The following is a 12,380-nucleotide window of genomic DNA, read 5'->3' as shown; positions in this document are numbered from 1 at the left end:
AATAGCCCCATGCGCCTGCTCATCATCGAAGACAATCCCGACATCGTGGCCAACCTCTACGGCTTTCTTGAACCCAAGGGCTACATCCTCGACTCGGCCGCCAACGGCTACGCCGGCCTGGCCCTGGCCGCCCAGCACACCTATGATGCCGTGGTCCTCGACGTCATGCTGCCCGGACTGACAGGCCTGGAGATCTGTCAAAAACTCCGCAGCGAACTCAACAGCACCATTCCGGTGCTGATGCTGACCGCGCGCGACACGCTGCAAGACAAGGTCGCCGGCTTCGACAGCGGCGCCGACGATTACCTGGTCAAGCCATTTTCCCTGGTCGAACTCGACATCCGCCTGAAAGCCTTGCTGCGCCGCGCCAACGGCGCCGTCGGCAGCGCCGCCATCCTGCGCGTGGGCGAGCTGAGCTTTAACACCGGCACCTACCAGGCCAGCCGCGCCGGCCAGCCCCTGGCCCTGACCAAAACCGGCTACACCATCCTCAAATGCCTGATGCGCGAGGCGCCCAAGGTCGTGCCGCGCCACGTCATCGAACAAGCTATCTGGGGCGACGACCGTCCCGACAGCGACGCCTTGCGCACCCACATCCATGCCCTGCGCCAAGCCCTCGACAAACCCTTTCCCGCCGCCATGCTGCGCACGGTGCCGGGCCTCGGCTTCAAACTGGTCAATCCCGATGAAGCCGCGTAACTCCCTGCGGCGCCGGATCGCCGTGGCCTACCTGCTGTTCGCGCTGGGCTCGTCGCTCTTTCTCGCGGCCATCGCCATCGCGGCGGTGGAGGGGATCGAAGTCCACCTGGTCGACAACCGCCTGGCCGAGGCCGCCGCCTGGGCAGCGCCGCGCCACGCCGGCGGCTTGCCGGTCGGCATGCCTGCCGGCCTGAGTTTCCACCATGGCGCAGCGATTCCCGAGCCACTGCGCCATCTCCCCGAAGGTGTCGGCGACGTGCACGTCGACGGCATCGGCCTGCATGTACTTTCCGGCAAGGATGCAAGCGGCGATTACGTGGTGGTCGATCATGAAAGCGATTACGAAAAGATCGAACTGGTGGTCTATTCGATGTTTGGCCTCGGCTTCATCGGCATCATGCTGTTTTCGCTATTCCTGGGCGGTTTCATCGGACGCCGCTTCGTCACCCCGATCACGACCCTGGCCACTGCCGTGCGCGACAGTTCCTCCGAATTGCCGCTGCTGGACCGTAACGACGAACTCGGCACCCTGGCGCGCGCCTTCGCCGCCCATACCAGCGAACTGCGCATCTACCTCGAACGCGAGCGCCTGTTCACGGGCGACGTCAGCCACGAACTGCGCACGCCGCTGACCGTGATTACCGGCGCCGCCGAAATCATCATCGCCCAGCACGACGCCAGGCCCGCCACCGCCGCCGCGGCCGAACGCATCCTGCGCGCCGCCAACGAAGCCTCCGCCTGCGTCAACGTCTTGCTGACCCTGGCGCGTTCGCGCGACCGCATCGCCCACCCCGTCACCAGCATCGACCAGATCGCGCGCGCCGAAACCGCGCGTTCCCAGCCGCTGGTCGCGGGCCGGCCGGTGGCGCTGCGTTTCCTCGGCGGCCCCGCCTTCGCCATCGCCGCGCCGCCCGAGCTGCTGGTGGCGGCCGTGGGTAACCTGATCCGCAATGCCTGCCAGTACACGCTGCAGGGCGAGGTGTCGGTACGCCTCGGTGAAGGCCTGGTGCGGGTGGAAGATACCGGCCCCGGCCTGCCGCTCGCCGTGCGCGCCACCTTCGACCAGGAGCAAAGCGCGGCGCCCGGCGCCGGGTCGGCCGGTTCCGGCCTGGGCCTGGCCCTGGTGCGGCGCATCTGCGAATATCTCGGTGCCACCTTGCTTTTTAGTGAACGCGATGGCGGCGGCAGCGTTTTCGAGATACGCTTCAGCGATGCTTTAACAAATTCTTAACGCCCGCTTGACGCCGGCTTGATGTTCTCAACTGTATCTTCAATAGCGTGCCGTCCTGACGGATGGTGCCGCTCACCTGGAGACATTGTTGAAATTGAACACCGCACCGCGCATCCACGCTCCCCTGCTCATCCTGGGCACCTCGGTTTTCCTGCTCCTCGTATATAACGGCAACTTCTGGCGCACCTTCATCGGTGCGACCGGCGGCATCAGCCTGGCGCACCTGCCGCTGCACCTGGGCAGCTTTGCCTTGCTGGCGCTCCTGTTCAACGCCTGCCTGAACGTCATCAATTTCCGCTTCATCGTCAAACCCTTGCTGGTCGCCCTGTTCATGGCGAGCTCGGCCACTTACTACTTCATGAACGAGTATGGCACCGCCATCGACAAGTCGATGATCCAGAACCTGCTCGAAACCGATGTCCACGAAGCGGCCGAACTGTTGAACTGGAAAATGCTGGTGACCATCACCTTGCTCGGGATTATCCCGTCGCTGCTGGTCTGCCGCGCCAGGATCGCCTTTTGCGCCGGCAAGCGCGGGCTGGTCTTGCAGGTGGCCAATATCAGCGGCTCGCTCCTGCTCGCTGCGGGCTTGCTGTTCCTGTTCTTCAAAAGCCTGGCGCCGGCCCTGCGCGAGCACCGCGAACTGCGCTATCTGCTGGCGCCGACGAATTACATCCAGGCCATCAATGGCTACGTCAAACAGCAGCGCGCCCAATCGCTGGTGATCGCGCCACTGGGCATGGACGCCACCAAACGCGTGACGGGCAGCGGCAACCGCCAGCGCTCGGTTACCCTGATCATCGTCGGCGAGACCGCGCGCGCCGCCAATTTCTCGCTCAACGGCTATGCCCGCGCCACCAATCCCGAACTGTCGGCCCAGCCCGATCTGCTCAATTTCACCGATGTGCAATCGTGCGGCACGGCCACGGCGGTCTCGGTGCCCTGCGTGTTCTCCGCCCTGGGACGCGACAACTATTCCGACGACAAGGCGCACGCGCAGCAGGGCTTGCTCGATGTACTCTCGCATGCCGGCTTCAGCGTGCTCTGGCGCGACAATAATTCCGGCTGCAAGGGCGCCTGCGACCGGGTCGACTACGAAGACCTGTCCAAGCCGGAACCGGGCAACCGCTGGTGCGTCGACGATGAATGCTTCGACGAACGCCTGCTCGACGGCTTGCCCGAGCTGATCCGCAAGGCGCACCAGGACATGGTCATCGTGCTGCACCAGAAGGGGAGCCACGGGCCGGCCTACTGGAAACGCGCACCGGCCGCCTTCCAGCGCTTCGGCCCCGTGTGCCAGACCAACCAGCTCGAATCGTGCTCGCGCGAATCGATCGTGGCCGCTTACGACAACTCGATCCTGTACACCGACCATTTCCTCAACCAGGCCATCGAATTGCTCAAGGCCAGCGCCGAAACGGAACAGGTCAACACCGCCATGCTCTATTTTTCCGACCACGGCGAGTCGCTCGGCGAACACAATATGTATCTGCATGGTGCACCGTATGTGATTTCTCCCGCCGAGCAGCGCGAAGTGCCCTTGATGCTGTGGCTATCGGACGGGTTCCGCTCGCGCTTTCATATCGACCAGCGCTGCCTGGCGGCCCGCACCGGCCAGTCGTTCTCGCATGACAATGTGTTCCACTCGGTACTGGGCATGCACCGCATCAGCACGGCGGTCTACAATCCCGGCCTCGATATCTTCGGCCCGTGCACCCATGAGACATAAACGGCTTTGCTGTGCGCTGGCCGGCAGCGCCTTCGCCATCGCGTGGATCAACGCCTTCACCGATCTCGACCTGATGCTGGCGCGCGCCATGTTCGACCCGGCCAGCGCCACCTTCCCGTGGCGCCATGCGTGGTTTGCGGAAACGCTCAGCCACGTGTGGGCCAAGATGGTGCTGCTGACCCTGGCCGGCGCCGTGGTGCTCGCGGCCGTGTTCGACCTGCTGTGGCCGCGCCTGGCCTGGCCCGATCCGTTCCGCCTGCGCCTGCGCGTCGTCGCGCTGGCGGCCGTGCTGGTGCCCTCGTGGATCAGCGTGCTCAAGTACATGAGCGCCTCGCATTGCCCCTGGGACCTGGACCTGTTCGGCGGCGACGAGACCTATGTGCGCCTGTTCCAGGCGGTATCGCCCTACGCCTCGGTCGGCCACTGCATGCCGGCCGGCCATGCGTCGAGCGCGCTGTGGCTGGCATCCGTGGCGGTATTCTGGCTGCCGCACCAGCCGCGCACGGCCCTGCGCGTGGGCCTTGCCATGCTTGGCCTGGGTTTCGCCCTGGGCTGGGTGCAGCAAATGCGCGGCGCCCACTTTCTCACCCACACCCTGTGGTCGATGTGGTGGACTTGCCTGATCGTCAGCATCTTGTACCTGTGGCTGATCGAGCGGCAGGGCGTGGCTCGCCGCAGCGCACATATTCAACTGTCGTGAATCTGGCGGCGTGGCTTGTCCGTCGATGTCGGTAGCGGACTAGCGGTTCTGCAAGGCATCCTGCGCGCCCAGCCACGCGCGCAAGTCCGCCAGCGGGCGCGCCGCCTCGGTTTCGTTGAAAATCTCGTGATACAGATCGTCGTACACATGCAGCTGCGCCAGGCCGGGCGGCACGTGCGCGGCGAAACGGCGTACCCCATCCGGGTCGACCAGATGGTCGTCGCCGGCCGCCAGCAGCAATGCCGGCACGGTCAGCGTGGCGGCGTTCGCCTGGCAATACGCGATTGCGCGCAGCATCGAGCGCATCAGGCGCGCGCTGATCTTGCCGTGCACCAGCGGATCGGCTGTGTACGCCGCCACCACCTTGGGATCGTGCGACAGCCAGCGCGCCGACAAGCCGTTCGGCGCCGCCAGCGACGGCGCCAGCGCGTGCAGTACATCGAGCAGCAGCATTTGCGGGCGCGACAGGCGCAGCCCGAGTGCGGGCGAGGACAGGATCAGTCCGCGCAAGGGCGATACGGCGGACAAGGCGAAGCGCGCCGCGAACAGTCCGCCCATGCTGTGGCCGAACAAAAAGGGAGGCAGGCGAAAGCGCGCGGCAAAATCGTCGATCACGATTTCGGCATCTTGCAGCAGCGGATCGCCGTTGATGACATCGCCGCGTTTTCCCTGCGAGCGGCCATGGCCGCGGTGGTCGTAGCAGCGCACCGACAGGCCGCAGTCGTTGAAGAACGATGCCAGGTGGTGATAGCGCCCGCTATGTTCGCCCAGGCCATGCATGATCACCACGCTGGCGCGCAGCGGCGCCGCCGGCAGCAGGTAATCGCTTACAAACAGCGTTGTGCCATCGGCAGCAAGGAGCTGGTGGCTGTGCTGCGCCACCAGCGCTGGCATTACACGCCCCAGACCACGTCGTGGCCGCCGGCCTTGGCTGCGCGCAGCATTTCCAGCAGGGGATAGGCGCGCGTCGAAAAACTGACCACCTGGATTTCTTCGTGGTCGGTATCGTCGCCGGCTTCGTTGTGATGCGCATGGACATCGCGCTCGACATCTTCCGACACCGAATGCTGACGGCTCTCGTCGATTTCTTTTTCGAGAACCTGCAGGGCATGCGGTGCTTCCGCTGCCGTGATCACGCCCCGGTCGACATCTTTGTGGAGAAGGTCGAGGATGCGTTTTGCGTGTTCCTTGTACATCAAAACTTCTGATGCTGCTTTGGAGGTGAAGGTAATTAACATAGGAACTTTCTAATTATGCGTACGTAGTGAAACGATAACACGAACCGGCGCTGTCGGTCGTCCCGCCTTGCGTCGTGTGTGCCAGATCAAGCGGGTTTCTGGCGCAAACAACGTGCCGTTGCCGCAAACGCAATGAGCAGCAACAGGTTCAGGCCAGCACCGATCACGACCGCCGCCTTCCAGCCTGGCTGCGTCAGGCCGAGCAGCAAGGTAAAGCTCAAGCCGGCCCAGCCGACGCCGGTCAGGAGCTCGAACACGGTCGATGCCAGGTTGCCCTTGCCGCGCGCCTTGAAGTCGCCGCGCAGCCCCGGCCGGGCGCACCATGCCACCACCAGCGCACTGTTGAGCGCGCACAGGGTGCAGCTCAGCAGCATGGCGGCGGCCGCCGCCGGCTGGCGCATTGCCAGCCAGCACAGCGGCAGTGCGGCCACCGCCATCGGCGGGACCACCACCGCGGCCAGCTTGGCGCGCCGGATGGTGCCCTGGCTGCAAGGCGCGGCGCGCAGCAGGTCCGGCGCATCTTCCGCCGAGATCACGATCCAGCCCAGCGAGGCGCTGAGCGTGCCGCACAAAAACGTCAGCGCCGCGGCCAGTGCCGGCAGCGATACGGCGCGGCCGAGCAGCAACGGTGCCAGCAAGGGCAGCATGTACATCAGTTGCAGGCCGACTTGCGCGATCAGTTGCGGGTCGCGCCAGATCAGGCGCCACTCCTTGACCATGATGGTGCGCGCCAGGCCGCGCCCGAAGCGAAAGCGCAGAGCGCCCGGCGGTGCCTTGGCCACGCGTGCCGCGCCAGCCGCCTGCTGCACGCCATCGACGAAAAAGCCGTGCGTCAGGCGCGCCGTCAGCCAGAACACGGCGCCGCCCATGGCGAGCATCAGCAGCGCCGGCAGCGGCATGCCCAGCGCGGCCTTGGCCGGCAGCCACGCAATGCTGTCCGCGCCCAGGGCCGCGCCCTGGGCGAACAGTGGCAGCAGGCGCTTGACGCAGCGCTGCAAGGCCGGCCCGAGCGGGCTGTTGAATGCCTGCGCCAGCAAAAACATGGCGGCGCCCGAAACCGCGCCGAGCAGCTGCGCCGTCACGCGCGTGCGGCGCACGCCCAGCCAGCGCACCAGGGCCAGCGTGAGCAGCATCGAGAGCGACGACGACACCAGTGCCATGCCCGCGATGGCCGGATAAATGCCCAGCCAGCGCCACTGCCCCAGCACCACCCCGGCATGCGCGAACGGCGTCAGGAAAAACAGGTACAGTCCGGCGCTGGTGGCCGCGATCGCCGCCAGGCGCACGGTAAACACGCTGCGCGACGGGATCGGCGACGATAGCAGCAGGTCCAGGTCGCGCCGCTCGAACAGCGCCGTCACGCTGGTGTTCAAGCCGGTCGACATCATCATCGTGAACACCCCGGCCATCACCGCGCTGACCGTCATCAGCAGCGTGAGCGGGGGCGTGCCGCTGGACAGGCGGGCATCCGTGAGCGCCATGAACGCGAAGCCGTGGATCAGCAGCGCAAGGATCACCCACACCGCAAGCGCCTTCCGGTTCACGCCCGTGCGCTGCGAATCCCGGCGCGCGCCCAGGATGTCGAACATGAACAGGCGCAGCTCATGGCGCAGCAGCCACAGGGCGCTGCCGGCGCGCGCCATCAGCCTTTTCCCGTCAGGTGCAGGAACACGTCTTCCAGCGTGCCGCCCTGGGCCTGGCCGCGCAGCTGGTCGAGCGTGCCCTCGGCGATCAGGCGCCCGTGCTGGATGATGCCGATGCGCTGCGCCAGCCGTTCCGCCACTTCGAGGATGTGGGTGGTGAGGATCACCGTGCCGCCGCCGTCCACGTGCGCCAGCAGCAAGTCCTTGACCTGGCGCGCGGCGGCCGCATCGAGCCCGGTGAGCGGCTCGTCGAGAATGAGCAGGCGCGGTGCGTGAATCAGGGCCCCGGCCAGCGCCAGTTTTTGCTTCATCCCGCGCGAAAAGCCGTCGCTCAGTTCATGCGCGTGCGGGGTCAGCTCGAGCCAGTCGAGCAGGCGCCGCGCGCGCGGCTCGGCTTCATCGGCTTCGATGCCCCACAGGCCGGCCACGAATTCCAGGTACTCGGTCGGCTTCAGTTTGGCGTACAGCAGCGGGTCGTCCGGCAGGTAAGCCATGGCGCGCTTGGCGCCGGCCGGGTCGCGCGCCAGGTCGACCCCGAGCACCTCGATGCGGCCGGCGTCGGGCGCCAGCAGCCCGGCCACCATGCGCAAGGTGGTGGTCTTGCCGGCCCCATTCGGCCCGAGCAGGGCATACAGTTCGCCGCGCCGCACCGTCAGGTCCAGATGGTCGACCGCCGGGCGGCCGAAATGCTTGACCAGGCCAGTGAGCCGCAGTGCGTCGCCGTGTTCGGTGTTCATGGTCGTGGATTCCCGGCTTGTGCGCGGTTGAGGAGGAAGAACACCAGCGCGCCGGCCTGCAGCAGCACGGCGATGGCGAGCGTGGCGCGGAAAGCGTCGGCAGCGGGCGCGCCGTGCGCCTTGAACAGGTCGACCGCCACCCCGAAACCCCACTGGGTGGCAAAGGCGCCGATGAACAGTTGCAGGTTGTAGGCCGAGTTGGCGCGCCCGGCCAGCGCGGCCGGAAAGGCCAGCGCCACGTGCGACTGCACCAGGGTGGTGACCGGCACGCAGGCGGCCAGCACCAGCCAGAGCAGCCAGGCCAGCGGCGCGCTGGTGGCCAGCATGGCCGCCTGCGCCAGCACCATGCCGCCGATCCCGATGCCGATGATGCGGTGCGTGTTCCAGCCGCGCGCCACCAGGCGCGGCGCGGCCCAGCCGAGCGCCAGGTAGGACAGCAGCAGCACGAAATTGAATGCGAACAGGATCTGGCCGGTCTGCTGTGCGCTTTTCCCCAGCACCGTCGTCATCCACGGTCCGGCCCACAGGGTTTGCAGGGCGAAGAAAATGCCGTGATTAAGCAGGCCCGGCACCCCCATGCGCCAGAAATAGGCGCTGCCGAAAATGCGCCGGTAGCCGCCATCGGCCGCCAGCGCGCTGGCGCCCTTGGCCGCGCCGTCGTCGAACTGGCGTTCGACCGCGCGCAGGCAGAAAAAGATCGCCCCGGCGACGGCCAGCAGCAGCGCCGCCACCACCCAGAAGATGCCGCGCCAGCCCAGCGCCGGCAGCGCCAGCGTGACCGGCACGGTGGCGCTGAGCGCGCCCGAGGTGCCGGCCACCAGCATCCAGCTGGCCAGCTGGCTCTGGCGTTCGAGCGGGAACCACTGGCGGTACGCCTTGAAGGCCGCCATCAGGCAGGCCGATACGCCGATGCCGATCAGGGCGCGTCCGATCCACAGGCCGGCCAGCGAACTGCTCGACGCAAACACGGCCGCGCCCAGGGCGGCGCACAGCAGCAGGCCAGCCTCGGTGCGGCGCGCGCCGTATTTGTCGAGCCACACGCCGAGCGGCAGCTGCATGGCGCCGAAGCTGACGAAATAGGCCGACGACAGCAGCCCCAGGTCGGCGTTCGACAACTGCATTTCCGCCACCAGGGCCGGCGCGATGACGGCGTTGACCGCCCGCAGCGCGTACGACAGCAGGTAGCCGAAGGCAAAGCACAGGAACACGCGCGCCGCGCGCGCACCGCTCAGGGGGGCTGTCACGCGCTTACTGCAGCTTGAACGAGGACATGAACATGTCGACCTGTTCCTGCGACATCTCCTTCGCCTTGCCCATCACGATGACCTGGTAAAAGCGCTTGTTGCGCGATTCGAAATGGCCCACCAGGCGCATCGGCACGCCTTTCTGCACGCCGGCCGCGTCGATGTCGATGGCGCTGGCGCGCGCCGTGGCGCTGCCGGCGGCGGCCGAGGACTTGCCGCTCTTTTCGCTCTTGATGGTGGCGCCGATATTGCGCACCAGGGCCGTCTTCATGGCCGCTAGCGCCGCCTCGGCCTTGTCGGGATCGGGCGCTTCGCCGCTGCCGACGGCGAACATGGTGCCGTCGACCTGGGCTGCGGTCATGGTCATCTTGACTTTCATGCCGTCGAGGTCGACCTCGCGCGCGTGGGTGGCCGGTTTATCGGGGAACATCACGCGGAAGGGCGCGTCCGGGCTGCTGTAGTCGCGCCAGTTGAATTGGGGGCTGCACGCGGCCAGGGACAGGCCCGCGAGCAGGGAGATCAGAAGGGGTTTGAGGTGGGAGGTTCGCATCCCTGAATGTTATCAGGGATCTGCCTCGCCCTGATCGCTACGGCGCCGCTGGGCTGGTGCGCAGCAGCGCATACATATTGTCGCTGAAGGGCGTGGTGTCGAGCGCGCTCATGCGCACCACATCGAGCCCGGCGCGCGCGGCGATCGCGCGCAAGGTCTTGGGCGTGAAGTAGTTCACGTGGTCGGGCCAGCGAAAGCCGCTCCAGCGCGGCCCGCGGATCATCCGGTTGTAGCAGGCGAAATTGGGCACCTTGACGATGATGGTGCCGTTCGCCTTGAGCCGCTTGCGGCAGTTTTCCAGCACGTCGAGCGGACTGGCTTCGTGTTCGAGGTAGGACGCCATGACGATGACGTCGAAATAGTCCTGGTCGAAGCGCAGCACGCCATCGGTGGCCGAGGCGTGCACGCAGCGTCCGCCGAGGGGACGCAGCTTGTCGTCCGACAGCGCCGACAGCGCGCGCGAAATTTCCACCCCGTGCGGCGCGACCCGCTTGCGCAGGGCTGGCGGCAGCGAGGTCATCAGCGTTTGCAGCAGTTCGCCCCAGCCGCAGCCGACGTCGAGCACATTGATGCGCGCCGACGGCGAGGCGGCGATCAACTGGTTCAGGATGCCCAGCACCTTATTGCGCTTCAATACCTTGGCGCGGAAGCGCTTGAGCATGGTGCTGAAGGCGTAGCGGATCGGTTCGGCCTGCTTGCGGGCGGCCGATTCCTTGCTGAAGGTCACTTCGTAGGCGTAGGTTTCGCTCAGTTCTTCGTAGGCGGGCGGATTGGCCAGGAAGATGATGCCGGTTTCAGCGCATTGCTTGAGCACCCAGGGTGCCGGCGCATAGGCCAGGTCGTGTTCGCGGCCTTGCACGGCCAGTAAAGGAGAAATGCGCAACGGTGTGGCTTGAACCAAGGTAGGTCCCCCGACAGGGTTTGCTGGCCGCCATCGGAGTGCAGGGCGGGCATGCGGGCGGCGCCGGGTCGGCGCCGATGCCCGATATGCATACTACCATCAGGAAGTCTTCCGGGCGTTCAATTTTGTAAACAGGTTTCACGCAATGCCTTACGGCACTATCGATCGGCTGCCCGGTCTGCGATCTCGACGATGAAGTGCGGGTCGAAATCGACGTTTTCGGTGCCGCCGGCGCGGGTTTTGTAGCCGCAGGGATTCGATACCACCCGGCACTTGCCCACCATGTAGTCGACCGGATCGTGCATGTGGCCATGCACCCAGAGATCGGCCTGGCTGACCAGCTGGTCGAGGCGCGAGGCGTACGCGGCCGAAAAGCGCGACGCCTGGTAGGCCTCGGAGACCGAGCGCATCGATGGCGCCATGTGGGTGACGACCACGGTGGGGCCGGCGAACGGCTCGGCCAGCCGGGCGCGCAGCCAGGAGGTCTGGACCGCATGGAACTGGGCCGTGTCGGCGGCGCGCAGCTTGCGGTAGTTTTTCTGGGCCAGGCGGATGCGCTTGTAGTCGTTCATCACCGCTTCGGCTTCGCGCATGGCCCCCTGGCGGTGGTCGTCACCGAACAGGCGGAAATCGGTCCACAGGGTCGCACCCAGGAAGCGCACATTGCCGATGATTTTTTCGTCGCACGAGAGGAAATGCACATTGCCGGCCGCCGCGCTGGCCGCGCGCAGCTCGCCCTGGACGCTGTCGAGATTGTGGCCGTAGCCTTCGTGGTTGCCGTGCACATACAGCACCGGCAAGCCGGCGAAGCTGCGCGCGGCCCAGGCGACCGCTTTGGCGCCGGTGTCGATGTCGCCCGCCAGGATGACGGCATCGGGACGGCTCAGGGCCGGATCGATGCGCGGCGCCTCGTCGCGCCAGAGTTCGTGATGCAGGTCGGAAAGTATGAGCAGGCGCATGGTGCGGCACCATCAAGGAAGGGGATAGTCATAGTAGTCTATCGGGCTTCGCAGCGGAACCCAAGCGCCGCCCGGCAGCACCAAACGCCTTGCCGGGCGCACGGCAGCGCGCCGCCGGCCCGATACGCGGCGCCGCATTTTTTCGCGTATTGATCGCCGCGAGGGGGGGGCGGAAGGGGCTTTTCGGTGCGCGCAGCGATGGTTCCGACTATCCCTGGCCAGCGCGCGCCGCGGTAAACATGCGCGGCGCGGGGCAATGCCGAAAGTGCTGCCGATAATATGCGGGAAACAGCCGCATTTCCGGGCAATGGAGCACGCCGTATTTACTTTTTGTCTAATCCCCATGAAGGCTTCCTTAAAATAGCACAGCGGGACCGCAGCGGAGCTGCCCGGCGGCCGCAACGGAACAGGCTTGGTGAGCCGCAAATTCTAACAAAATCGATTAAAATCCATCTACATCTTCTATTGTTCGGTAACTATGTCAATTTTTTGGCTCATGTCGGATGGGAAATTTAACATGGTTGAAGCATCAATTGTTGTTTTCTGGATATATGTACAAGATCAATAATTGACAAAAAACAGTGCGCGATGGTTATATGTGCGATCGATGATTTGGGCACTGCAAATCACGCTAACGCGCCCGAGACACGGTTGCAAAATATAATTAATCCATGGCCGTTTTGCATCACGAGAGCAAAACGCGTTCATATACTTACAAAATGAGGAGCTTTGCAATGATGGTGGAGACA

At 65.7% G+C, this 12,380-nt stretch carries 12 protein-coding genes; 4 read left to right on the top strand and 8 right to left on the bottom strand.

Translation table 11 applies throughout. The annotated features are described in order from the left end of the window. Positions 1 to 9 precede the first annotated feature (9 nt). From PO883_RS26985 to PO883_RS26970, 4 genes are all read left to right on the top strand, one after another. Complete coding sequence (locus PO883_RS26985; protein WP_289312506.1) at positions 10 to 699, top strand: response regulator transcription factor; 690 nt, start codon at positions 10 to 12, stop codon at positions 697 to 699. Then, positions 686 to 1,930 carry a HAMP domain-containing sensor histidine kinase gene (locus PO883_RS26980; protein WP_289312504.1) on the top strand — a complete coding sequence of 415 codons (1,245 nt, stop codon included), beginning with the start codon at positions 686 to 688 and terminating at the stop codon, positions 1,928 to 1,930. The genes PO883_RS26985 and PO883_RS26980 overlap by 14 nt, the downstream gene beginning before the upstream one ends. Positions 1,931 to 2,018: 88 nt before the next feature. Then, positions 2,019 to 3,659 (top strand): phosphoethanolamine transferase, encoded by a 1,641-nt coding sequence (locus PO883_RS26975; protein WP_289312503.1) that lies wholly within the window; start codon positions 2,019 to 2,021, stop codon positions 3,657 to 3,659. Further along, positions 3,649 to 4,359, top strand: a complete 711-nt coding sequence (locus PO883_RS26970; RefSeq protein WP_289312502.1) for a phosphatase PAP2 family protein — start codon at positions 3,649 to 3,651, stop codon at positions 4,357 to 4,359. Before PO883_RS26975 ends, PO883_RS26970 begins: the two co-directional genes overlap by 11 nt. Before the next feature lie 39 nt (positions 4,360 to 4,398). Here PO883_RS26970 and PO883_RS26965 read toward each other — a convergent pair whose 3' ends face one another. From PO883_RS26965 to PO883_RS26930, 8 genes are all read right to left on the bottom strand, one after another. Beyond that, positions 4,399 to 5,253 (bottom strand): alpha/beta hydrolase, encoded by an 855-nt coding sequence (locus tag PO883_RS26965; protein ID WP_289312501.1) that lies wholly within the window; start codon positions 5,251 to 5,253, stop codon positions 4,399 to 4,401. After that, a complete protein-coding gene (locus PO883_RS26960; RefSeq protein WP_289312500.1) occupies positions 5,253 to 5,597 on the bottom strand; it encodes a DUF1840 domain-containing protein in 345 nt (114 codons plus the stop codon). The genes PO883_RS26965 and PO883_RS26960 overlap by 1 nt, the downstream gene beginning before the upstream one ends. 86 nt (positions 5,598 to 5,683) lie before the next feature. Then, complete coding sequence (locus PO883_RS26955) at positions 5,684 to 7,240, bottom strand: hypothetical protein (protein WP_289312499.1); 1,557 nt, start codon at positions 7,238 to 7,240, stop codon at positions 5,684 to 5,686. Beyond that, positions 7,240 to 7,977, bottom strand: a complete 738-nt coding sequence (locus tag PO883_RS26950) for an ABC transporter ATP-binding protein (protein ID WP_289312498.1) — start codon at positions 7,975 to 7,977, stop codon at positions 7,240 to 7,242. Before PO883_RS26950 ends, PO883_RS26955 begins: the two co-directional genes overlap by 1 nt. Continuing rightward, a complete protein-coding gene (locus tag PO883_RS26945) occupies positions 7,974 to 9,221 on the bottom strand; it encodes an MFS transporter (RefSeq protein ID WP_289312497.1) in 1,248 nt (415 codons plus the stop codon). The genes PO883_RS26950 and PO883_RS26945 overlap by 4 nt, the downstream gene beginning before the upstream one ends. 4 nt (positions 9,222 to 9,225) lie before the next feature. After that, positions 9,226 to 9,771, bottom strand: a complete 546-nt coding sequence (locus tag PO883_RS26940) for a hypothetical protein (protein ID WP_289312496.1) — start codon at positions 9,769 to 9,771, stop codon at positions 9,226 to 9,228. Positions 9,772 to 9,808: 37 nt separating this feature from the next. Next, positions 9,809 to 10,672, bottom strand: a complete 864-nt coding sequence (locus PO883_RS26935; protein WP_289312495.1) for a bifunctional 2-polyprenyl-6-hydroxyphenol methylase/3-demethylubiquinol 3-O-methyltransferase UbiG — start codon at positions 10,670 to 10,672, stop codon at positions 9,809 to 9,811. Between the two features lie 158 nt (positions 10,673 to 10,830). After that, positions 10,831 to 11,631 carry a metallophosphoesterase gene (locus tag PO883_RS26930; RefSeq protein WP_289312494.1) on the bottom strand — a complete coding sequence of 267 codons (801 nt, stop codon included), beginning with the start codon at positions 11,629 to 11,631 and terminating at the stop codon, positions 10,831 to 10,833. Positions 11,632 to 12,380 lie beyond the last annotated feature (749 nt).

Origin of the sequence: Massilia sp. DJPM01, assembly GCF_030348125.1 — a bacterium.
Classification (GTDB): domain Bacteria; phylum Pseudomonadota; class Gammaproteobacteria; order Burkholderiales; family Burkholderiaceae_D; genus Telluria_A; species Telluria_A frigida.
The sequence above is the reverse complement of the archived record's forward strand: the minus strand, read 5'-3'. Positions and strand labels throughout refer to the sequence as shown.

Bases quoted from the DNA above. Each gene is read 5' to 3' on its own strand.
- PO883_RS26985 (WP_289312506.1), top strand. From the start codon at position 10: ATGCGCCTGCTCATCATCGAAGACAATCCCGACATCGTGGCCAACCTC.
- PO883_RS26980 (WP_289312504.1), top strand. From the start codon at position 686: ATGAAGCCGCGTAACTCCCTGCGGCGCCGGATCGCCGTGGCCTACCTG.
- PO883_RS26970 (WP_289312502.1), top strand. From the start codon at position 3,649: ATGAGACATAAACGGCTTTGCTGTGCGCTGGCCGGCAGCGCCTTCGCC.
- PO883_RS26965 (WP_289312501.1), bottom strand. From the start codon at position 5,253: ATGCCAGCGCTGGTGGCGCAGCACAGCCACCAGCTCCTTGCTGCCGAT.
- PO883_RS26960 (WP_289312500.1), bottom strand. From the start codon at position 5,597: ATGTTAATTACCTTCACCTCCAAAGCAGCATCAGAAGTTTTGATGTAC.
- PO883_RS26955 (WP_289312499.1), bottom strand. From the start codon at position 7,240: ATGGCGCGCGCCGGCAGCGCCCTGTGGCTGCTGCGCCATGAGCTGCGC.
- PO883_RS26950 (WP_289312498.1), bottom strand. From the start codon at position 7,977: ATGAACACCGAACACGGCGACGCACTGCGGCTCACTGGCCTGGTCAAG.
- PO883_RS26940 (WP_289312496.1), bottom strand. From the start codon at position 9,771: ATGCGAACCTCCCACCTCAAACCCCTTCTGATCTCCCTGCTCGCGGGC.
- PO883_RS26930 (WP_289312494.1), bottom strand. From the start codon at position 11,631: ATGCGCCTGCTCATACTTTCCGACCTGCATCACGAACTCTGGCGCGAC.